The organism is uncultured Devosia sp., assembly GCF_913055165.1.
In the GTDB taxonomy this organism is placed as follows: domain Bacteria; phylum Pseudomonadota; class Alphaproteobacteria; order Rhizobiales; family Devosiaceae; genus Devosia.
The window spans coordinates 1-21,963 of sequence record NZ_CAJXJS010000059.1 but is presented as its reverse complement, the minus strand read 5'-3'; the positions used below and the strand labels follow the sequence as shown (position 1 = coordinate 21,963).

General features: G+C 62.9%; 19 protein-coding genes, 1 tRNA gene and 1 riboswitch. Of the genes, 14 read left to right on the top strand and 6 right to left on the bottom strand.

Translation table 11 applies throughout. From position 1 onward, the window contains the following. From QZ564_RS15720 to metE, 3 genes are all read left to right on the top strand, one after another. Nucleotides 1-687, top strand: a 687-nt coding sequence (locus tag QZ564_RS15720) for a ribonucleotide-diphosphate reductase subunit beta (protein ID WP_297112014.1), incomplete at its 5' end; no start/stop codon positions are given. Between the two features lie 2 nt (nt 688-689). Continuing rightward, a complete protein-coding gene (locus tag QZ564_RS15715; RefSeq protein WP_297112012.1) occupies nt 690-1,697 on the top strand; it encodes a 5'-nucleotidase in 1,008 nt (335 codons plus the stop codon). 64 nt (nt 1,698-1,761) lie between these two features. Next, a riboswitch (cobalamin riboswitch) is annotated at nt 1,762-1,960 on the top strand. Nucleotides 1,961-2,176: 216 nt separating this feature from the next. Continuing rightward, nucleotides 2,177-4,453 (top strand): 5-methyltetrahydropteroyltriglutamate--homocysteine S-methyltransferase, encoded by a 2,277-nt coding sequence (gene metE / locus QZ564_RS15710; RefSeq protein ID WP_297112009.1) that lies wholly within the window; start codon nt 2,177-2,179, stop codon nt 4,451-4,453. Here metE and QZ564_RS15705 read toward each other — a convergent pair whose 3' ends face one another. Next, the gene (locus tag QZ564_RS15705) at nt 4,454-5,650 is read right to left on the bottom strand and encodes an ROK family transcriptional regulator (protein ID WP_297112007.1); all 1,197 of its coding nucleotides are present in this window, start codon (nt 5,648-5,650) and stop codon (nt 4,454-4,456) included. It lies immediately after the preceding gene. A 227-nt stretch (nt 5,651-5,877) separates the two neighbouring features. Between QZ564_RS15705 and QZ564_RS15700 the strand changes: the two genes are divergently transcribed. The 3 genes from QZ564_RS15700 (at nt 5,878) to QZ564_RS15690 (ending at nt 8,770) form a co-directional block, all read left to right on the top strand. Beyond that, complete coding sequence (locus QZ564_RS15700; RefSeq protein WP_297112017.1) at nt 5,878-6,852, top strand: sugar ABC transporter substrate-binding protein; 975 nt, start codon at nt 5,878-5,880, stop codon at nt 6,850-6,852. Nucleotides 6,853-6,932: 80 nt separating this feature from the next. After that, entirely contained in the window at nt 6,933-7,991 is a 1,059-nt protein-coding gene (locus tag QZ564_RS15695; protein WP_297112005.1) for an ABC transporter permease, read from the top strand. Then, nucleotides 7,991-8,770: an ATP-binding cassette domain-containing protein gene (locus tag QZ564_RS15690; RefSeq protein ID WP_297112003.1), complete on the top strand. Its 780-nt coding sequence runs from the start codon at nt 7,991-7,993 to the stop codon at nt 8,768-8,770. Before QZ564_RS15695 ends, QZ564_RS15690 begins: the two co-directional genes overlap by 1 nt. A 183-nt stretch (nt 8,771-8,953) precedes the next feature. Here QZ564_RS15690 and QZ564_RS15685 read toward each other — a convergent pair. Beyond that, nucleotides 8,954-9,027 (bottom strand) — tRNA-Gln (locus QZ564_RS15685). Nucleotides 9,028-9,316: 289 nt separating this feature from the next. Between QZ564_RS15685 and QZ564_RS15680 the strand changes: the two genes are divergently transcribed. Then, nucleotides 9,317-10,498 carry a Ppx/GppA phosphatase family protein gene (locus QZ564_RS15680; protein ID WP_297112001.1) on the top strand — a complete coding sequence of 394 codons (1,182 nt, stop codon included), beginning with the start codon at nt 9,317-9,319 and terminating at the stop codon, nt 10,496-10,498. Then, on the top strand, nt 10,488-11,231 hold the full coding sequence (locus QZ564_RS15675) for an RlmE family RNA methyltransferase (RefSeq protein WP_297111999.1): 744 nt from the start codon (nt 10,488-10,490) through the stop codon (nt 11,229-11,231). Before QZ564_RS15680 ends, QZ564_RS15675 begins: the two co-directional genes overlap by 11 nt. Nucleotides 11,232-11,241: 10 nt before the next feature. Here QZ564_RS15675 and QZ564_RS15670 read toward each other — a convergent pair whose 3' ends face one another. The 3 genes from QZ564_RS15670 to QZ564_RS15660 form a co-directional block, all read right to left on the bottom strand. Then, a complete protein-coding gene (locus QZ564_RS15670) occupies nt 11,242-12,627 on the bottom strand; it encodes an MFS transporter (protein ID WP_297111997.1) in 1,386 nt (461 codons plus the stop codon). A 30-nt stretch (nt 12,628-12,657) separates the two neighbouring features. After that, the gene (locus QZ564_RS15665) at nt 12,658-14,043 is read right to left on the bottom strand and encodes an MFS transporter (protein WP_297111995.1); all 1,386 of its coding nucleotides are present in this window, start codon (nt 14,041-14,043) and stop codon (nt 12,658-12,660) included. 103 nt (nt 14,044-14,146) lie between these two features. Further along, nucleotides 14,147-14,512: a hypothetical protein gene (locus tag QZ564_RS15660; protein WP_297111993.1), complete on the bottom strand. Its 366-nt coding sequence runs from the start codon at nt 14,510-14,512 to the stop codon at nt 14,147-14,149. 232 nt (nt 14,513-14,744) lie between these two features. Here QZ564_RS15660 and guaB point away from each other — a divergent pair, with 232 nt between their 5' ends. The 5 genes from guaB (at nt 14,745) to QZ564_RS15635 (ending at nt 18,925) form a co-directional block, all read left to right on the top strand. Further along, entirely contained in the window at nt 14,745-16,247 is a 1,503-nt protein-coding gene (gene guaB / locus QZ564_RS15655) for an IMP dehydrogenase (RefSeq protein ID WP_297111990.1), read from the top strand. A 72-nt stretch (nt 16,248-16,319) separates the two neighbouring features. Next, nucleotides 16,320-16,544, top strand: a complete 225-nt coding sequence (locus QZ564_RS15650) for a DUF2188 domain-containing protein (RefSeq protein ID WP_297111988.1) — start codon at nt 16,320-16,322, stop codon at nt 16,542-16,544. Nucleotides 16,545-16,633: 89 nt separating this feature from the next. Beyond that, nucleotides 16,634-17,068 carry an MAPEG family protein gene (locus QZ564_RS15645; RefSeq protein ID WP_297111986.1) on the top strand — a complete coding sequence of 145 codons (435 nt, stop codon included), beginning with the start codon at nt 16,634-16,636 and terminating at the stop codon, nt 17,066-17,068. A 3-nt stretch (nt 17,069-17,071) separates the two neighbouring features. Beyond that, nucleotides 17,072-18,358: an RsmB/NOP family class I SAM-dependent RNA methyltransferase gene (locus tag QZ564_RS15640; RefSeq protein WP_297111984.1), complete on the top strand. Its 1,287-nt coding sequence runs from the start codon at nt 17,072-17,074 to the stop codon at nt 18,356-18,358. Between the two features lie 84 nt (nt 18,359-18,442). Continuing rightward, the gene (locus QZ564_RS15635) at nt 18,443-18,925 is read left to right on the top strand and encodes a TspO/MBR family protein (protein WP_297111982.1); all 483 of its coding nucleotides are present in this window, start codon (nt 18,443-18,445) and stop codon (nt 18,923-18,925) included. Here QZ564_RS15635 and QZ564_RS15630 read toward each other — a convergent pair. Next, complete coding sequence (locus tag QZ564_RS15630; protein WP_297111980.1) at nt 18,922-20,145, bottom strand: acyltransferase; 1,224 nt, start codon at nt 20,143-20,145, stop codon at nt 18,922-18,924. The two genes, QZ564_RS15635 and QZ564_RS15630, sit on opposite strands and share 4 nt — an antisense overlap. A 76-nt stretch (nt 20,146-20,221) precedes the next feature. Between QZ564_RS15630 and guaA the strand changes: the two genes are divergently transcribed. Next, nucleotides 20,222-21,793 (top strand): glutamine-hydrolyzing GMP synthase, encoded by a 1,572-nt coding sequence (gene guaA / locus QZ564_RS15625; protein WP_297111978.1) that lies wholly within the window; start codon nt 20,222-20,224, stop codon nt 21,791-21,793. Nucleotides 21,794-21,963: the final 170 nt, after the last annotated feature.

The following is a 21,963-nucleotide window of genomic DNA, read 5'->3' as shown; positions in this document are numbered from 1 at the left end:
TCCAACATCTCCTTCATGGAAGCGGTGCATGCCCGCTCCTATTCCTCGATCTTCTCGACCCTGTGCCTGACGCCGGACGTGGACGATGCCTATCGCTGGAGTGAGGAAAACGAGTTCCTGCAGCGCAAGGCCCAGCTCATCCTGGCCCAGTATGAGAGCGGGGATTCGCTGAAAAAGAAGATCGCCTCGACCTTCCTGGAAAGCTTCCTGTTCTATTCGGGCTTCTACCTGCCCATGTACTGGTCGAGCCGCGCCAAGCTGACCAATACCGCCGACCTCATCCGCCTCATCATCCGCGACGAGGCCGTGCATGGCTACTATATCGGCTACAAGTTCCAGCGTGAGTTGGAGCGCTTAAGCGACGCGCGCAAGCAGGAGATCAAGGACTTCGCCTTCGACTTCCTGTTCGAGCTTTACGAAAACGAAGCGCGCTATACCGAAGATCTTTATGACGGCGTCGGCCTTTCCGAGGACGTCAAGAAGTTCCTCCACTACAATGCCAACAAGGCGCTGATGAATCTGGGCTACGAAGCCCTGTTCCCGCCCGAAGCCTGCAAGGTCAACGCGGCGATCCTCTCCGCCCTCTCGCCCAATGCCGACGAGAACCACGACTTCTTCTCGGGGTCCGGGTCGAGCTACGTCATCGGCAAGGCGATTGCCACAGAGGACGAAGACTGGGATTTTTGATCTTGCAAAAAGCGGAAGAGCTGCCCCCTGGCACTGAAGCGCCTGCATTGGACGGCTCACCAGATTACGCGGCTCTGGCCGCTAGCTTGCGCGCATCGCCACTCAGGATTGGGGTTTCTACAAGAGCATTGTTCGACCTCGAAGAGGAGCATACCGTTTTCCTTCAGCAGGGCGTCGACGCCTACTGTCGGCTGCAATTGCAGCGAGAGAAAACTATTGTCGGAAAGGGTTCAGGGTTCGACGTTATCAAACGACTCTTGGCTCTAAACGAGCCGGGCGCTGATCCATTCGTTGAGGTTGTCCTGCTTTCGCGCAATTCGCCTGACCTCTCACTTCGTGCGTTCAATTCCATCGAGAAATATGGCCTGCCCATCAAAACTGGTAGCTTCACCAGCGGGCGTCCGATCGGTCCATTTGTTTCGGCTTGGAATATTGATCTGTTTCTTTCGAACGAAGAAGCTGATGTTCAAGCTGCCGTAGATGCTGGCGCAGCTTCAGCCAAGCTTGGCCCGGTGCCCGCGCCCCAATCTGAGCAGGCCGAACACGAAGTCAGGATCGCCTTCGACGGAGATGCTGTCGTCTTCAGCGCCCAGTCTGACGAAATTTATAAGCAGAAGGGCATTGAAGCGTTTTTGGAGCATGAGCGAGATAACGCAACCAACCCCATGTCGCATGGCCCATTCGCCGCGTTCCTACACAAGCTGTCGATCTTGCGCTCCATCTACATGACGCCAGAGGGTGTGAGTAAAGTTCGTATTGCAATTGTCACGGCTCGCAACGCGCCAGCCCATGCTCGAGTTATTCACACCTTGCGGGCCTGGGGCACACCTGCGGACGAAGCCCATTTCGTAGGCGTATTCGATAAGTGGCCAATCTTAAAGGCATTCGGCGCGCATATCTTTTTTGACGATCAGGAGAAGCATGTGCTCGGCGCCGGAAAAGTCGTCCCCTCCGGACATGTTCCGGGGCCGCACGACCCCCAAGCGCCGGTCATTCCAGCAGGAGCCTGAGTTGCCAATAACAGGGATATAAAGAAATCTTTATATCCCCATTGACACCCCAGCCCCCCTCCGCCATCCTGCACAGGTCCATGGTCCCCGCGAGGGGATAACAGGGAATGCCGGTGCGGGGTGCAAAACCCCAAGTCCGGAGCTGCCCCCGCAACTGTTGGCGGAGACGGGTGTTCGTTTGCCCACTGGTCGAATAGGCCGGGAAGGGGAATGCCCGGTTCGATCCGCGAGCCAGGAGACCTACCATGGGCGTGAATTGCCAACTGCAGCCGATCGGGTGGATCGGCCGGAGGACACGACCATGACGATCCGTCACCACTTCCGAATGCGACGCTGCTGGGCGGTCTAGATTGACCCCAACCCAGCCCTGATGCGCCCGCGCTGACACCAGCGTCGGGCGCAATCTTTCATTTTTCGCGCCTGATTGCGCCGCGTTTCTGCGGGCGATCCTGCGCGCCTATTCGCAAACGGAAGTTTCCATGACCCGCTCAGCCAATCTCGGCTTTCCCCGCATCGGCCTCAACCGCGAGCTGAAAAAGGCCCTCGAATCCTACTGGAAGGGCGAAAGCGACGCTGCCACCCTGCACGCTACTGCGGCCCAGCTCCGCGCCCGCCACTGGAGCCTACAGCGCGCGGCCGGGATCGAGGTGATCCCCTCGAACGACTTTTCGCTCTATGACCATGTGCTCGACACATCGGTGCTGGTCGGCGCCATCCCGCCGCGCTTTGCCGAGATCGCCGACCCGGACGCTCGCTATTTCGCCATGGCCCGCGGCACCGATGCCGCACCGGCCATGGAGATGACCAAGTGGTTCGACACCAATTACCACTTCATCGTGCCCGAACTGCATCGCGGGCAGCGCTTCGCGCTCGACGCCAGAAAGCCACTCGACCATTTCCGCGAGGCCAGGGCGCTGGGCCTCGACACGCGCCCGGTAATCCTGGGGCCGGTGACCTTCCTGAGCCTGGCCAAGGCCAAGGATGACGGGTTCGACCCGCTCGACCTGCTCGACGACCTGCTGCCGGTCTATGGCGAGCTGCTGGGCCAGCTCAAGGCGGAGGGCGCCCAATGGGTGCAGATCGATGAGCCGGTGCTGGTGCTCGACCTCTCCGACAAGCAGAAGGCAGCCCTCGAAAAGGCCTATGCGGTGCTGGGCAAGGCCGGTCCCGATATCCTGCTGACCACCTATTTCGGCGATCTGCGCGACAATGCCGCGCTTGCCGCCAAGCTCCCGGTTGCTGGTTTGCATGTCGATCTCGTCCGCGCCCCCGCTCAGCTCGACGCCGTGCTGGCGGCCCTTCCGGCGGACAAAACCTTGTCGGTCGGCGTGGTCGATGGCCGCAATATCTGGCGCACGGATCTGGATGCGGCGTTCGGCCTGGTCAGCAAGGCCTGGGATCATATCGGCCCGGATCGGCTGGAAATCGCGCCATCCTGCTCGCTGCTGCACAGCCCCGTCGATCTCGAAGCGGAAACCGCGCTGGACGATGAGCTGAAATCCTGGCTGGCCTTTGCCCGGCAGAAGCTGGACGAGGTTTCGGCGCTCACCATCGCGCAGAAGCGGGGCAGGGGCGCCGCCAGAGCAGCGTTCGACGCCAGCGCTGCGGCCATTGCGGCGCACAGGGCCAGCCCGCGCATTCACCGGCCCGAGGTCAAGGCCCGCGTTGGCGAAGCCATCGCCCTCGATCGCGGTTCACCCTTTGCCAGTCGCCGCGACAGGCAGCGCGCCCGCTTCAATCTGCCTGACTATCCGACCACCACCATTGGCTCATTCCCCCAGACCAAAGAGGTGAGGCAGGCCCGCGCGGCCTTCAGGAAAGGGGAGCTCGACCGGGCCGGCTATGACGCCTTCCTCGAACAGGAAACCGAAAACGCCATTCGCATCCAGGAAGAGCTGGGGCTCGACGTGCTGGTGCATGGCGAATTCGAGCGCAATGACATGGTGGAGTATTTTGGCGAACAGCTCGACGGTTTCGCGTTCACCAAAAATGGCTGGGTGCAATCCTATGGCAGCCGCTGCGTCAAGCCGCCGGTGATCTATGGCGATGTCTCGCGCCCGGCGCCGATGACCGTGCGCTGGTCGGCCTTTGCGGCGTCCCTCACCGACAGGCCCATGAAAGGCATGCTGACCGGGCCGGTCACCATCCTGCAATGGAGCTTTGTGCGGGTCGACCAGTCGCGTTCGGAGACCTGCCGCCAGATTGGCCTGGCTATCCGGGATGAGGTGCTCAACCTCGAACGGGCCGGTATCGGAATCATCCAGATCGATGAGCCGGCGCTGCGCGAAGGCCTGCCGCTGCGCCGGGCCGATTGGGACGCCTATCTGCGCTGGGCGGTGGATTGCTTCCGCCTGACCGCCTCCGGCGTCGCTGATGACACGCAGATCCACACCCATATGTGCTATGCCGAGTTCAACGACATCATGCCCGCCATTGCCGAAATGGACGCTGACGTGATCTCCATCGAGACCTCCCGGTCCGACATGGAATTGCTCAAGGCGTTCGGCGACTACAGCTATCCCAATGAAATCGGCCCGGGGGTCTGGGATATCCACGCGCCGCGCGTGCCCGGACAGGCGGATATGGAAGCCCTTATCCGCAAGGCCGCCCGATCCATTCCGGCCGACCAGCTCTGGGTCAATCCCGATTGCGGATTGAAGACGCGGGGCTGGCCCGAAGTTCGGGCTTCGCTGGAGAATCTGGTCGCCGCGGCACGCACGCTGCGGGCCGAGAGCAGGAAGACCGCAGCGGCATAATCACACCAGCAGGCGCAGATTGCTGTTCATGAAATAGCGCTCGAACAGCGGGGTGGTCGCGGCGCCAATGGCGCGGGCATTGAAGCCTACCGCGGCCGCTTCGACCTTGGGCGCGATCAGCCCCCGCATGTCCTGGTTGACCAGATAGCGGCGGGTTCGCTCCACCAGCTCATGCTTGACCGAAGTGGGGAAAGCGCCATCGATCAGGATGGCTTCGAAATCGATCACCGCACAGGCCGAGAGGCTGGCGCGCGCCAGTTCCTGCGCCGTCCGGCCGATCCAGGGCTCAACGAACTTGGCAAACCGGTCCCAATCCTGCGGTTGCTCCCACAGGGCCGCGGGATCGAGCCCGTTTTCGGCCAGGCGCGCTTCAAGCAGGTGGATCGACGCCGTGTCGATCAATTGCTGGCTCTCGCCTTGGGGGCCGAAGCTGCGCAGCGAGCCCAGGGCCCCGGCATTGCCATGATGGCCCGGATAGACGGAATGGTTGAGGACGATGCCGCCGCCCACAAAGGCACCGATGAAGAAATAGGCGTAGTCGCGAAACTCCTTGCCACGGCCATAGATGTGCTCGGCCTGGCAGCCCGCAGTGGCGTCGTTGACCACCGAAACGGGCAGGGTGGTGAACTTGCTCACCTCGGCGGCGATGTCGATATCGCGCCAGGAGGCGAACTGATCGGCCGGCGCGCCCACCAGCTCGCTCCATTTCCACAGCTCGAAGGGCGTGCCGACGCCGATCCCGCAGATTCGCTCCCGCTCGGCCGGCGTGCAGCGCGCCAGGATGTCTTCCAGGCCTTCGCGCAGAAAGGCGAAGATGGGCTCGGGCAGGGGATATTGATAGGTCGCTTGCAGCTGATGCCGCACGGTGCCGCGAAAATCGGTCAGCAGCAGCACGGCGCTGCGGCGCCCGATCTTGTAGCCAAAGGAAAAGACGCCGCCCTCGGCCAGGCTCATCGGCACAGATGGCTTGCCGACCTTGCCTTTGACCGGCGTTCCACGCGCCAGCAATCCCTCCGCCTCCATCTCGCGCAGGATGATTGAGACGGTCTGGGGGGAGAGATTGGCCAGCCGCGCCAGATCGCTGCCGGCCGTGGGGCCATGGCGCTGCAGCAGCGTCAGCAGCAGGCGCTCATTATAGTCGCGAACCCCACTCTGGTTCACGCCCCGGCTGACGGTTCTGATGATCGGCTCTCCCATGGCGGGCACCATAGAGACACCTTTCCACAAGCGGAAGATGGTCGAGGCAAAATAAATAAATAAAGTAGATTTATATATTGACGCGCCATCTGATTGTCGCCACCATGGGAGCGTCAATCGTGCAAGGCCGGCTTCGGGCGGGGCAGAGGAACCCCGCATTTCCGGCCGAATTGGGAGAGAGAACCTTGAAAAAACTGCTTGTTGGCACAGCCCTGTGCCTTGCCGCCATGTCGTCCACAGCCATGGCGCAGGACGTATCCGCGTGCCTGATCACCAAGACCGACACCAACCCCTTCTTCGTCAAGATGAAAGAAGGCGCCGAGGCCAAGGCGGCCGAGCTGGGCGTGACGCTGAAGTCCTTCGCCGGCAAGATCGACGGCGACCACGAGACCCAGGTTGCGGCCATTGAAACCTGCATTGCCGACGGCGCCAGCGGCATCCTGATCACCGCCTCGGACACCTCTGCCATCGTTCAGTCGGTGCAGAAGGCGCGGGATGCGGGCCTTGTCGTTATTGCGCTCGATACGCCCCTGACGCCGATCGACGCTGCGGACGCCACCTTCGCGACGGACAATTTCATCGCCGGTGAGCTGATCGGCAAATGGGCTGCCGGCAAGCTCGGCGCCGATGGCGTGGCCAATGCCAAGATCGCCATGCTCGATCTCGCCGTCAGCCAGCCCAGCGTCGACGTGCTGCGCGACCAGGGCTTCCTGCAGGGCTTCGGCATCGATCTGGGCGATCCCAACAAATGGGGCGATGAAACCGATCCGCGCATCGTTGGTCACGACGTGACCGCCGGCAACGAGGAAGGCGGCCGCAAGGCCATGGAAAACCTCCTCGCCAAGGACCCCATGATCAATGTGGTCTACACCATCAACGAGCCCTCCGCCGCCGGCGCCTATGAGGCCCTCAAGTCCTTCGGCCGCGAAAACGACGTGCTGATCGTCTCGGTGGATGGTGGTTGCCCGGGCGTCGCCAACGTCAAGGACGGCGTCATCGGCGCGACCTCCCAGCAATATCCGCTGCAGATGGCGGCGCTGGGCGTGGAGGCCATCAAGGCCTGGGCCGATAGCGGCGCCAAGCCGGAGCCGACCCCCGGCAAGGACTTCTTCGATACCGGCGTGAAGCTGGTTACCGATGAGCCGGTGGATGGCGTCGAATCCATCGACAGCACCGAGGGCGCGGCCCTCTGCTGGGGCTAATCTGAAATCTGAGATATGATCTGGCAGGGGAGGGCCATGGCCGCCCCTGCCAGGCCAATGGGAAACCGGGGAGGAAACCCATGTCCAACCAGTCGGGGGCCGAGAGCGGCCTCGCGCCCGGCGGCGAGTCCATCGCCAGCTTTGCCTATCAGCACACCCTGATTTCGCGCGTGCAGCACGCCCTGCACTCCAATCCGGCACTCGTGCCGCTGATTGTGCTGATCGCCAGCATCATCGTCTTCGGCGCCTTGCTGGGCACCAAGTTCTTCTCCTCATTCGCCCTGACGCTCATCCTGCAGCAGGTCGCCATTGTCGGCATCGTTGGCGCAGCCCAATCGCTGGTGATCCTGACCGCCGGCATTGACCTCTCGGTCGGCGCCATCATGGTGCTGAGCTCGGTGATCATGGGCCAGTTCACCTTCCGCCTTGGCTTGCCGCCGGCCGTTGCCGTCGCCTGTGGCCTGGCGGTGGGCACCTTTATCGGCTTCATCAATGGCTGGCTGATCGCCCGCATCAAATTGCCGCCCTTCATCGTCACCCTGGGCATGTGGCAGATCGCCCTTGCCACCAACTTCCTCTATTCGGGCAACGAGACCATCCGCGCCCAGGAGATCGAGGCCAGCGCGCCGCTGCTGCAGTTCTTCGGCCAGTCCTTCTCGATCGGGGGCGCCGTCTTCACCTATGGCGTGATTTTCTTCATCCTCCTGGTACTGCTCCTGGCCTATGTGCTGCGACACACCGCCTGGGGCCGGCATGTCTATGCGGTCGGTGACGATCCGGACGCTGCTGAACTCTCGGGTGTCAATTCGCGCAAGGTGCTGATCTCGGTCTATGCGCTGTCCGGGCTCATCTGCGCCTTTGCCGGCTGGGTGCTCATCGGCCGTATCGGTTCGGTCTCGCCCACCTCCGGCCAGTCCGCAAATATCGAATCCATCACCGCCGTGGTGATTGGCGGCATCTCGCTGTTCGGCGGGCGCGGCTCGATCCTGGGCATGTTCTTCGGTGCCCTGATCGTCGGCGTCTTCTCATTGGGCCTGCGGCTGCTCGGTGCCGACGCACAATGGACATATCTGCTCATCGGCGCGCTCATCATCGGCGCTGTCGCCGTGGACCAGTGGATCAGAAAGGTCTCAGCCTGATGGAACCCATTCTTTCCGCCCGCGCCCTCAACAAGCGCTATGGCCGCGTCACCGCCCTGGACAATTGCGATTTCGACCTGATGCCCGGGGAAATCCTGGCCGTCATCGGCGACAATGGCGCCGGCAAGTCATCGCTGATCAAGGCGCTCTCGGGCGCCATCCAGCCCGATAGCGGCGACATCTTCCTTGATGGCCAGAAGGTGCATTTTGCCTCGCCGATCGACGCGCGCAATGCGGGGGTCGAAACGGTGTACCAGACCCTGGCCATGTCGCCGGCCCTGTCGATTGCCGACAACATGTTCATGGGCCGCGAAATCCGCAAGACCGGCTTTATGGGCAAGGTCTTGCGCCAGCTGGATCGCCCGACCATGGAGCGCATCGCGCGCGAAAAACTTTCCGAACTGGGCTTGATGACCATCCAGAACATCAACCAGGCAGTTGAAACGCTGTCCGGCGGCCAGCGCCAGGGCGTGGCCGTGGCCCGCGCAGCGGCCTTCGGCTCCAAGGTCATCATCCTCGACGAGCCGACCGCGGCGCTCGGTGTCAAGGAATCCCGGCGCGTGCTCGACCTCATCCAGGACGTGCGGGCGCGCGGCATCCCGATCATCCTGATCAGCCACAACATGCCGCATGTGTTTGAGGTTGCCGACCGCATCCACGTGCACCGGCTCGGCCGCCGCCTCTGCGTCATCGACCCCAAGGATTACACCATGTCCGACGCGGTGGCGTTCATGACCGGGGCCAAGTCGCCACCAACGGCCCAAGCTGCGGTAGCCTGAAACATTCGCCACCAGCCGAGACCGGCCCTGCTCCTCCCAACGGGGCAGGGTCGCCTGCTATTCGGGCTCAGCCACGCGTGTCGCCGGATGCGAACCGAGCCCGGCGCAACCGCGAAAAATTGCCTGCACGCTGTGCCGCTATGGGTGGCGCAACTGCCAGTGATGCAAAATTACTGGGAGATTTGGCTGGGGAACCTGGATTCGAACCAAGATCGACGGAGTCAGAGTCCGCTGTTCTACCATTGAACTATTCCCCAGCAGGTGCCTGCCGGCGGTGTGGCGCTGGTGCCCTCGGGTGGGGCGGCGAAGCGCGACGGGGGTGTCATTAGACAAAGCTTGGCCCGAATGCAAGCGCGGTGATCCCGGATTGTGCGCCAGGCATCATTTTATCCCAGCTTTTGGCCGTGGCCGGCCGGGGTGGCGGAATGCTTTACATTGCGCTTGGGCCTGCCTTGCTCTACCGTCGATCTCGACAACGCAACATGAGGTGCGTTCGGGCGCGGCCGGTTTATCCGGTCCCGGCGACCGCGCACCAAGGAGCCACCAGTGACCGATTCTGTTCGGTCCGCCCTGGCCGCGTCCGTTCTGGACGAGGCGGGGGCCGGCGTTTCTTCCGGTCCTGTCCGGAAGGAGAGGGTCGGTGCATCCGCGCCGGTCGTGCCGGCGCAACGGACCCCAAACGCCCCCCATCCCAGGCGCGGCCGGGGGCCGCTTTATGCGGCGCTGGACCTGGGCACCAATAATTGCCGGCTGTTGATCGCCCGCCCGCATGACCGCGGATTTCGCGTGCTGGACGGATTTACCCGAATCGTCCGGCTGGGCGAGGGCGTGTCGGTCACCGGCCGGCTTTCGGACGCGGCCATGGAACGGACGCTCGATGCGCTGCGCCAGTGCCGCAACAAGCTGCGCGACCACCAACCCACCCGCATGCGCCTGATCGCCACCGAGGCCTGCCGGGCGGCCGAGAATGGCCCCGCTTTCCTGGAGCGCGTGAAGAACGAGACCGGGCTGGAGCTGGAAATTGTCGACCGCCGCACCGAAGCCGAACTGGCGGTGACCGGCTGCGCCGACCTCATTGATGGTGCCGCGCAGGGCGCCCTGATGTTCGATATCGGTGGCGGCTCGTCCGAACTGGCCTGGCTCGATTTCCGGGGTGGGCGGCCGCGCGCCCAGGGGCGCATGTCGGCCTCCATCCGCTCCTGGCAATCCCTGCCAGTCGGCGTGGTCTCGATCGCCGAGAAGTTCGGCGGCGTCGATGTCACTCCCGAGGTGTTCGAGGCCATGGTGGACTATGTGGGTTCGCATCTGCGCCAGTTCCGCGGCCGCGAAAAGCTGCGGCAGATGATCGGCAGCCACCCGGTGCACCTGATCGGCACCTCCGGCACGGTTACCACGCTGGCGGGCCTGCATTTGGGTCTTGAGCGCTATGAGCGCCAGAAGGTGGATGGGCTGTGGATGGGGCGCGACGCGGTGGACCAGACCATGCGGGCGCTGCTGGGCATGCCCTTTGCGCGCCGCGTGGCGCATCCCTGCATCGGCAAGGACAGGGCCGATCTGGTGCTGCCCGGTTGCGCCATTTTTGAGGCCATCCGCCGGGAATGGCCGACCGAGCGCGTCCGCGTTGCCGATCGCGGCCTGCGTGAGGGCATCTTGATTTCGCTGATGGATGCGGATCGTCCGCACAAGCGGCCAAACCGTTATCCCAGGAGGCAGGGCAATGGCCAATAACAAGGCTCTGGGCACGGGCGGCCGCAAATCCGACAAGGATCTCAAGATCCGGGTGAAGACGGCAAAGGGGCGCAAGGTCGCCTCGACCAAATGGCTCGAACGCCAGCTCAACGACCCCTATGTCGCGCGCGCCCGCGCCGAAGGCTATCGCTCGCGCGCCGCCTTCAAGATCAAGGAAATGAACGAGAAGCATAAGTTCTTCAAGCGCGGCAACCGGGTGGTCGACCTGGGCGCGGCGCCGGGAGGATGGTCGCAAGTGGCGGCGGCGGCGGTTGGCTCGACCGATGCCAATCCGCTGGTGGTCGGCATCGACTATCTCGACATGGACCCCATTCCAGGGGTGATCCTGTTCAAGAAGGATTTCACCGAGGACGACGCGCCAGCCATGCTCATCGAAGCCCTGGGCGGCCACAAGGCCGATGTGGTGATGAGCGACATGGCCTGGCCAACGACCGGCCATCGCGCCACCGACCATCTGCGCATCGTTCACTTGATCGAAATTGCCGCCGATTTTGCCATCCAGGTGCTCAATCCCGGCGGGTCCTTCGTGGCCAAGGTGTTCCAGGGCGGCACCGAGCATGAGCTTCTGCACATGCTCAAGCGCCACTTCACCTCGACCTTCCACGTCAAGCCACCCTCGAGCCGCAAGGATTCGGCGGAGGCCTACCTGGTGGCCAAGGGGTTCAAGGCTGCGCCGTCGGTCCGCGACGCGGATGAGGCCGACAGGGACTGAGGCGCGCGCCTCAATGCACGTGCGGCCCGCCCAATAGCTGGTGGCCGGCATTGCGGGGCAGGCGCAGGAACATGACCACGGCGACGGCGCTGACTGCGGCGACCACATAGAAGGCGATGTGGAAGTCGATCAGGGCCAGTTCGCCCCCGCCACGCAGGCGATGCGCCAGCTCCAGCATGCCGCCGCCCAGCGCGACGCCCATGGCGAACATCAACTGGCCCCAGACCTGGCTGATGACATTGGCCTGCCCCGCATCCTTGTCCTCCACATCGGCGAACACAAAGGCATTCGAGCCCGTCCAGAACGTGGATTGCCAGAACCCGGTGAAGACGAGGATGCCCAGGATCAGGGGAATCGGCGTGCCGGGCACGTAGAAGCCCATGACCAGAATGCCCAGTGTCGAAACCAGGGTGGAGATGACCAGGGGATATTTGAAGCCCCAGTTCTTGAAAATCCAGTTGGCGACAAACTTGGCCGCAAGCGCGCCAATGGCGGCAACGAAGGTCACCATGCCGCTTTCGAACGGGCTCAGCCCGAAACTCAACTGGAGCATCAGCGGAAAGAGGAAGGGCACCGCACCCTGGCCGAGGCGAAAGAAGCTGCCCGCCACGACCGACACCCGGAAGATGGGCAGGCGCAGCAATCTCAGGTCAAGCAGCGGGAATTCGGTGGCCAGAGCATGGCGCGTGTAGAAATAGCCCAGCCCGATCCCCAGCGTGGCGGCCACCACGCCATAGATCGGGGGCAGGGCGGGCAGGCTGATGACCGAGCAGCCAAAGGCAAAGAGCGCGAAGGCCAGGCCCGCCAGCACGAAGCCCTTGCCATCGATATTGCGCGGCTTGTTCCGCTGCTCATTGGGCAGCGCATATCCCACCATCAGAATGCCGAGAAGGCCGATGGGCACATTGATGATGAAGATCCAGTGCCAGGAGAAATAGGTGGTCAGGAAGCCGCCAAAGGGTGGGCCGACGATCGGGCCGATGAGGGCAGGGATGGTCAGCCAGGCCATGGCGTCGACCAACTGGTGCCGCGGTGTCGACCGGACGAGGACAAGGCGCGCCACCGGCCCCATCATCGCGCCACCCATGCCCTGGATGAAGCGGGCGCCGACGAACTGCGCCAGTGAGCTGGAAAATGCACAGGCAATCGAGCCGATTATGAAGACCAGCATGGCGACACGGAACACACGGCGAGCGCCGAAGCGGTCCGCCATCCAGCTTGAAATCGGAATGAATATGGCCAGCGCCACCAGATAGGCCGTGAGCGCCAGCTTGAGAGAAATCGGGTCTGTGCCGATATCCTGGGCGATGGCGGCCAGCGAGGTGGCGATGACGGTGGAGTCCATGTTCTCCATGAACAGCGCCGTAGCAAGGATCAGTGGTGTTGCGCGTGACATCTATTGGTCGGGCCCGGTTTCCGGAACCGCTCACTCCCTGGCGGCGCCGTGGCCGGAAACATTGCTGCCCGCATCATGTGGCAGGCGGAAAAAGATAAGGCCGGCAAGCGCGCTCAGGCCCCCGACGGTGAAAAAAGCGATCTGGAAATTGAGCAGCGTCAGGTGTCCGCCGCTGAGAGTGCTGGTGACTTCGAGAATGGCACCGGCGACAGCCACCCCGAACGCCACGGACAATTGCTGGCCCACCGCGACGATGGCGGTAGCCTGGCTGGCCTCCTCATCGGAGATATCGGCATATCCAATGGCGTTGGTGCCGGTGAAAAAGATCGATCGCAGCACGCCGCCCACGAGCAGGATGATCATCATCACCGCCACCGGAGTTTCTGCAGTGAAAAGCCCCTGGGCCGCGATCAGCACACCACCAAATACGGCCGAAAAGCCCAGGACCCGGGGAAAGCCGAAGCGGGCAAAGATGCGCTCGGCAATGAACTTGCTCATGATGGCGCCAATGGCGGAAATGAAGGTGATGGCGCCGGACTGGAAAGGGTTGAGCCCGAAACCGAGCTGCAGCATCAGGGGAAGCAGGAACGGCATGGCGCCCACGCCGATGCGGAACATCGAGCCGCCCGTGATCGAGGATCGGAACAGGCCGTGGCGGAACAGCTTTGGATCGAGCAGCGGATATTTCGCCTTTCGCGCATGCAGCAGGTAGAACAGGGCCGCTGTCACGCCGATGGCCAGAGTCAGATACCCATAGATGATCGGCAGGGCCGGAAGGCTAATGACTGACAGTCCGAAAACGCAGCCGGCAAAGGCGATGGCAGCGATGAAGAAGCCCACGATATCCACCGGCCGTGGCGTCCGCTCGTCCGGCACCTGAAGATAGATGCTCGAGAATATGATGCCCGCAATGCCGATCGGGATGTTGATCCAGAAGATCCAGTGCCAGGAAAGATAGGTGGTGAGAAAGCCGCCGATCAATGGTCCGGTGACCGGTGCCACCAGGGCCGGTATGGTCAGCCAGGCCATGGCTGCCACCAGTTCGTTGCGCGGCGTCGAGCGCACCAGCAGCAGGCGCCCGACGGGCGTCATCATTGATGAGCCGATGCCCTGGAAGAATCGCGACGCCACGAAGGTTTCGAGCGAATAGGCAAAGGAACAGGCCAGGGAGCCCAGCATGAATACGAATATCGCCAGGCGGAAGATGTTCTTGGCGCCAAACCGGTCCGCCATCCAGCCGCTGATGGGGATGAAGATCGCCAGCGCGACGAAATAGGCGGTTAGCGCCAGTTTCAACGCAATGGGCTCAGTGCCGATATCAGCCGCGATCGCCGGCAGCGATGTGGCAATAACGGTCGAGTCCATCTGTTCCATGAACAGGGCGACCGCCAGGATGAGCGGGGTAACGCGGATCAAGACAAGAAACCGGGATGATTTGGAACGGCCGCGAACGCGGCATGCACACTATGGGCCGATCCGAAGCTCGCGCCTAGTCCAAAAAGGCGGTCCCGGCCATGATCTAGCTCCTGGCGCGCAATGCTCCGGCGACAACGGGCAGCAGCAGCGCGCTGGCATAGTAGAGATAGACATCAGCCTTGTAGTAGCCGTCCGCCGGCTGCAGCAGCATCACGATAAACACGTAATCCATCACCACCGCGATCGCGACCCAGATCAGCCCGATCACCAGCCCCTGCTGAATGGTCTTCACATAGGCCCATCGCCAAAGCACGAAGATCGTGGCGGCCAACCCGAGCGGCGTGATGAACCAGCCCAACTGCTCGGTGGGCACAAACGGGAAAAACGCAATGCCCAGCAGATAGCCGAAAAGCCACAGCAACAGCCCCCAGCCAACTCCGTATTGCAGATATAGTCGCCAAGTGTACATCGCAGGCCCCTCTGCTTGTCCCGCTCACCAACAACTCTAGCACCGTCTGCCTTGCCTGGGTTTGCCCCCGATCAAATCGGGCCTTCTTCGCATCAGGGCAATGCGCACTCGCCACTAGGCAAACCCGGTATCGGGTGCTATTGACCCTCGCCAACCTGAACCCGCGGCTCCTCTCCGCCGGTTCGCATTCCAACAGTTCTGTATTTCATCAGAAGGCAGGAAGGGTCTGGCCTTGGCGAAGATCATTACCACTATCACCGGCGACGCGGCACTCACCTTTGACGACGTGCTGCTGCAGCCGGCGCGCTCCGACATCCTGCCGACCGAAACTGATATATCCACTTATGTCACCAAGGACATAGCGCTCAAGCTGCCGATTCTTTCGTCTGCCATGGACACGGTCACCGAGGCCAACATGGCCATCGCCATGGCCCAGGCCGGCGGCATGGGCGTGATTCACAAGAACCTGACGGCAGAGCAGCAGGCCGAACAGGTGCGGATGGTCAAGAGCTTTGAAAGCGGCATGGTGGTGAACCCCATTACCATTGGCCCAGAAGCGACACTCTCCGACGCGCTGGCACTGATGCAGCAGAGCAGGATTTCCGGCATTCCGGTGGTTGAAAACGGTGGCAAGGGCGGCCGCGCCATCGGCAAGCTGGTCGGGATACTCACCAATCGCGATGTGCGCTTTGCTTCCAATCCCAATCAGCCGATTTCCGAGTTGATGACCAGGGACAACCTGATCACCGTGGGAGAAGGGGTCTCCAAGGAAGAGGCCAAGGTCCTGCTGCACCGCAACCGCATCGAAAAGCTGCTGGTGGTGGATGCCGACTATCGCTGCATTGGCCTGATCACCGTCAAGGATATCGAAAAGGCCCAACTGCATCCCAACGCGGTCAAGGACGAGCAGGGACGCCTGCGCGTCGCCGCCGCCTCCACCGTGGGCGATGGCGGTTTCGAGCGCTCTTTGCAGCTGATCGATGCCGGCGTCGATCTCCTCGTCATCGACACGGCCCATGGCCATTCGGTGCGTGTTGCCGAGGCGGTGGAACGGGTCAAGCGTGAGAGCAATTCCACCCGCATCGTCGCGGGCAATGTGGCCACTCCGGAAGCTACACGGGCACTGATCGATGCTGGTGCCGATGCCATCAAGGTCGGCATCGGCCCGGGCTCCATCTGCACGACCCGCATCGTTGCCGGTGTCGGCGTCCCCCAATTGGCAGCGGTGATGGGCTGCGCTGAAGAAGCCAGCAAGTCGGGTGTGCCGATCATCGCCGATGGCGGTATCAAATTCTCCGGCGACATGGCCAAGGCCCTGGCCGGTGGCGCCTCCTGCGTCATGGTGGGGTCGCTACTCGCCGGGACCGACGAAGCGCCGGGCGAGGTGTTCCTCTACCAGGGACGCTCCTACAAGTCTTACCGCGGCATGGGCTCGGTGGGCGCCATGGGCGCCGGCTCCGCCGACCGCTATTTCCAGCAGGATGTGCGCGACCAGATGAAGCTGGTCCCCGAGGGCATCGAAGGGCAGGTGCCCTACAAGGGCCCGGTCAATGCGGTGCTGCACCAGCTCGCTGGCGGACTGCGCGCCTCCATGGGCTACACGGGTGCCCACACTCTCAAGGACTTCCGCGAGAACTCGGTGTTCGTGAAAATCTCCGGGGCGGCGCTTAGTGAAAGCCATGTCCATGATGTGACCATCACGCGTGAAGCACCCAACTATCGCAGCGGGCGCTAGCGGCGGCGCCTTCCGACATTTCCTGCAACGCGGCGGCGTTCGCCACGTTGTAGAAAAACGGAGGAAGCGTCGATGAGCGAGAGCCACTACATAGTCTGCCTGCGCGCGGGATCGTGGTTGCACACCAATCGCGGAACCACGTCCGCACCGTTCACCAGCCGCGAGGCGGCCATTGAGGCCGCCATAGAAGAGGCCCGCAATTCCGGCGATCCAGATGCCGAAGTCATCGTCCAGGCGTCGGAAACCTCAACCGAGACGGTCTGGCGATCCGGGCGAGAAGGACAGGCCGAACGCTGAGTCCGGGCTGAACGGATTTGGGCGCGGACACCGCCGTTTCTGCTATAGGGGCCATCCGGATTGGTCCAAATCTCTAAGGGAGCCTGTGCGTGCCGCTGCTCGACAAAGTCCTCATCCTGGCGATTTTCGCCCAGGTCACGCTGGCCCTTGGGCTGGTCCTCTGGATGGGTTGGGAACGTGTGCCCAGGGTCATGCGGGGCGAAATCCCGGTGGCGGAGATCGCGGTGGAACGGACCGCCTATCCGCTCAAGGCGCGTCTATTGTCGAACAGCTTCGACAATCAGTTCCAGCTCCCCGTTCTCTTCTTTGTGGGCGCACTGCTGTCCCTGTATGTTGGGGGAACCGGCTGGATTGAGGCCCTGCTGGCCTGGCTGTTTGTCGGCCTGCGCTACGCTCATGCCGCTATCCACGTCACCACCAACCGGGTCTATCGACGCTTTATCGTCTATACGGCCGGACTTGCCGTGCTGGGCCTGTTCTGGCTATGGCTCGTGCTTCGTATCCTTCTGCTTCCGAGTGCCTGATCCATGCGTCTTCCCGGGCGAATAGCCGCTGCCATCGAAGTTCTGGCCGACGTCGAGGCGCGGCACCGACCGGTTTCGGAGGCTCTCAAGGCCTGGGGGCTGAACAACCGCTTTGCCGGGGCGGGCGACCGCGCGGCGATCGGCAATTTGGTCTATGACGCCCTTCGCCGGCGCGCCTCGCACAGCTTCGCCATGGGTAGCGACAGCCCGCGCGCGCTGGTCCTGGCGGTGGTCATGCGGGACTGGGGCGAGGCGGCTGCGGCCCTCAATGATGCCTTTGCCGGCGACAGCCATGCCCCCGATGCCCTGACCGATGAGGAAGCTGCGGGCGCAAATGCTGACCTCTCGACCGCGCCGGCCGGCATTCAGGCGGATTTCCCCAATTGGCTGCTGCCCTCGCTCGAGCGCGCCTTCGACGGCGACCTCATCGCCGAGGGGCAGGCGATGGCAGGCCGGCCTTCGCTCGACCTGCGCGCCAATGCCCTCAAGGCCTCGCCGGAAAAGGTCATGAAGTCATTGGCCCGGTTTTCGCCCCAGACCACGACCATCGCGCCTTTCGGCATCACCATACCGGCCGGTCCGCGTGACGCACGCACGCCCAATGTCACCACCGACGAAGGCTACCAGAAGGGCTGGTTCGAGGTGCAGGACCAAGGCAGCCAGATCGTCGCCGCCCTGGCCGGGGCGCGTGAAGGGGAGCAGGTGCTCGATCTTTGCGCCGGGGCAGGGGGAAAGACGCTCGCCCTGGCCGCTTCCATGGGCAATAAGGGGCAAGTCTTTGCCTATGACGCTGATCGCACCCGCCTGGCGCCGATTTATGAGCGCCTCAAGCGCAACGCTGTGCGCAACGCGCAGGTGCGTGCCCCGCAGGCCGGCGCGCTGGAAGATCTGGTCGGCAAAATGGACCGTGTCGTGGTTGACGCTCCGTGCACAGGGACCGGTACATGGCGCCGGCGGCCCGATACGAAGTGGAAGCTCACGCCCGAATTGCTGGCCCAGCGCCAGACCGAGCAGGCGGCAATCCTGGAAGAGGCCGTGCGCTATCTCAAGCCGGGCGGAACGCTGGTCTATATCACCTGCTCGATTTTGCCTGAAGAGAATGACGATCAGGTCCTCGCCTTCCTCAAGGCGCATGGCGATTTGAAGAGCATGGATATCGCTGCGGCCTGGCGCAGGGCGCTGATCACCGATCTTCCCGAAGGTCTTGCCACACCGGCTGGCGGCATCTGCCTGACGCCCCACCGCACCAAAACGGACGGCTTCTACTGCCACCTGCTGCAGAAAGCATGATGCGGCCCAATCATTGGACTCCGGAGTGAACCACCCGGCGGCCCATTCCGTTCTCTATTGTGAAACCCAATCGGGGAGAACGAGATGCACGCCACTGCAACAGACTACCGCACCCCTCAGTCCTGGATCGCGCTGGCGGTCTTCCTGGTTCTGGTCATTGGCATAGGCGCCCTGGTCGGCACGCAATCGCAGCCCGGGACCTGGTACGAATCGCTGGCCAAGCCGCCGCTCAATCCGCCCAACTGGGTCTTTGGCCCGGTCTGGTTCACTCTCTATGTGATGATTGCGGTGGCCGGCTGGCGCATCTGGGTTGCGGCGCCCAAGTCTGGCGCAATGAAGCTCTGGGGCGCCCAGATGCTGCTCAACTGGGCCTGGTCGCCCGTCTGGTTCCTGGCGCAGATGCCGTGGCTGGCTTTCGTCATCCTGGTGGTCATGTGGTTGTCTATAGCTGGGTTCATTGCGCTGTCGCGAAGGCACGACGCCATCGCTCCATGGCTGTTCGCGCCCTATCTCGCCTGGGTCAGCTTCGCCGGCTATCTGAACCTGTCGATTGCGCTGCTAAACTAGGCTGGTTGCGGTCTCGCCAAGGCTGGAGTGGCCTGCTCCAGCCCCCGCGCCCATCTGATCACCGGCGCTTCCAGCCATCGGTAGGAAGCGGTGGCGATGGTAACCGATAGTCCCACCGAAGCGGCCACGGCCATCAGCCAGAGCGGCCCGTCGGTCATGGTGCCATAGACAAACTTCGGCACGAAATAGATCTGGATCAGCTCGATGACGATGGTGTGGTAGATGTAGATACCGAACGAGATCTGGGCCACGAACCGCGTGACGGGATTGTCGAGCAATCGTCCGACAGCGACGGTGGATGGTCCGGTCAGCAGCACCAACCCGATCAGCAGATGCATGGTCGGGAAGCGATACGGCACCTGCAGCCAGCCATAGAGCTCACCGGCCTCGCGATAGGCTTCGCCCCACATATAGATAGCGACCGCCACCAGCGCCCCGAGGCAAACGATGTCCATCGCCCAGTGACGGATACGGGCAAATTGCACCTGCAGCCCGCCGGCCAGCGCTCCCACGGAGAACATGGCGAAGAAGGCGAAGGGGTTGAACCAGGGCATCCAGGTCTTGGCGCCGCCCTGCAATCCATATTCCCAGCCCATGCGATAAGGGTCGACCACCACCCAGGAACTGAACGCCAGATGGCCGAGCAGCGCTAGCGCCGGCACCCCGAGAAAGACCATGCGCATGGCCCAACCGGGCAACCGGCCAGCCAGCGCGAATACGCCCAGGAACCCGAGCGGCAGCAAGATATAGGACGTTGCCTCAAAGCCGATCGACCACAGCGGTCCGTTCACTTCGACGGGGAAGAATGTGAGCCAGTGCCAGTCGCTGACGAGGAAGAAGCCGGCTAAATAGCGCACCCAGAGCCATATGTCCGGTGTTGCGCCCCAGACAAGGATGCTCAGCACGAAGGTGACCGTGAGCGCCGTCCAGAAGCCCGGCAGGATTCTCGCTGCCCGGCGCAAGGTGTAGATGCGTAGCGACGGCATAGGCTCGCCTCGGTCCAGCGCCTGCCAGAACGGCCGGGCCAGAAGAAACCCGCTCAGCACGAAGAAAATGCCGACCCCGAACGTGCCGCCATTGGCCAGAACCTGCGCGATATCGGCATCGCCCAGCGGCGAGCGGAAATCAATCTTCTGCGTCAGATGATGGAAAAGCACGATCATGCAGGCGCTGGCGCGAACGAAATCGGCGCCCAGCAGGCGATTGGCTTGATTCCCCATGGTCCCCCCAATATTGCATGGGCGTTCCTCCAACGCCCCGCTTGCGGAATCCGCATCCTCTGGCTAAAGGCTCGCCATGCAGCACCCAGATACCGTCTCCCGTAACGACACCATTCTCATTGTCGACTTCGGTTCGCAAGTCACGCAGTTGATTGCGCGCCGCATTCGCGAGACCGGGGTCTATTGCGAAATTCATCCGTTCCAGTCCGCAGGCGCGGCCATGGCCGAGCTCAACCCGAAAGGCGTGGTGCTGTCGGGCAGCCCGGCCTCGACGCTGGACGAGAACGCCCCCACCATCGATCCCGCCATTCTTGATTCGGGCGTTCCGATCCTGGGTATCTGCTATGGCCAGCAAGCCCTTTGCATGGCGCTGGGTGGCCGGGTCGAGGCCGGGCATCACCGGGAGTTCGGCCGGGCCGAGGTGACGGTTCAAAAGCCCAACAGCCTTTCGGAGGGGATCTGGGAGATCGGTTCGCATCACCAGGTCTGGATGAGCCATGGCGACCGCGTGGTGGCGCTGCCCGAGGGCTTTGAGGTGGTCGGCACCTCCCCCAACGCCCCCTTTGCCATGATCGCCAATGAGGCGCGCCGCATCTGGGCGGTGCAGTTCCATCCCGAGGTGGTGCATACGCCCGACGGCGCCAAGCTCTACGCCAATTTCGTGCACCACATCTGCGGCATTGCCAGCAACTGGACCATGGCGGCCTATCGCCAGAAGATGATCGAGAAAATCCGCGAGCAGGTCGGTAGCGGCAAGGTTATCTGCGGACTTTCGGGCGGTGTCGATTCCTCGGTCGCCGCTGTGCTCATCCATGAAGCGATCGGCGACCAGCTCACCTGCATCTATGTCGATCACGGCCTGATGCGGCTGAACGAGAGCGAGCAGGTCGTCACCATGTTCCGCGACCAGTTCAATATTCCGCTCGTTCATGTCGATGCCGAGGATCTGTTCGTCGGGGAACTGGAAGGCCAGACGGACCCCGAAACCAAGCGCAAGATCATCGGGCGCCTGTTCATCGAGGTGTTCGAAGAAGAAGCCAAGAAGCTCGGCGGCGCCGATTTCCTGGCCCAGGGCACGCTTTATCCCGACGTGATCGAAAGCGTCTCCTTCACTGGCGGGCCTTCGGTCACCATCAAGTCGCACCACAATGTTGGCGGCCTGCCCGAGCGCATGAACATGCAGCTGGTGGAGCCGCTGCGCGAACTGTTCAAGGACGAGGTTCGCGCGCTGGGCCGCGAATTGGGCATTCCGGAGAGCTTTATCGGTCGTCACCCCTTCCCGGGGCCGGGCCTTGCGATTCGCTGCCCCGGCGGCATTACCCGCGAAAAGCTCGACATCCTGCGCCAGGCCGACGCCATCTATCTCGATGAAATCCGCAAATCCGGACAATACGACAAGATCTGGCAGGCCTTCGCCGTGCTGCTGCCGGTGCAGACCGTCGGCGTCATGGGTGATGGGCGAACCTACGAGTTCGTCTGCGCCCTGCGCGCCGTGACCTCGGTCGACGGCATGACCGCCGATTTCTACCAGTTCGACATGAACTTCCTGGGCAAGACCGCCACCCGCATCATCAACGAAGTGCGCGGCATCAACCGCGTGGTTTACGACGTGACCAGCAAGCCGCCGGGTACGATTGAGTGGGAATAGCCACCGGCGGCGCGGGGCGCCACAAAATCAGTCCAGCAGACTGACTTTAGGTGGCAATGCCTGAAGACTACGCACCGTGCCGAAGGCAAATTTGCTCCTGTCTAGCGGTGGGATGCTAGAAAGGCGTAGCGGACGGCATCCCGCAACGCTCCCGGGGCTTACCCCGTCCA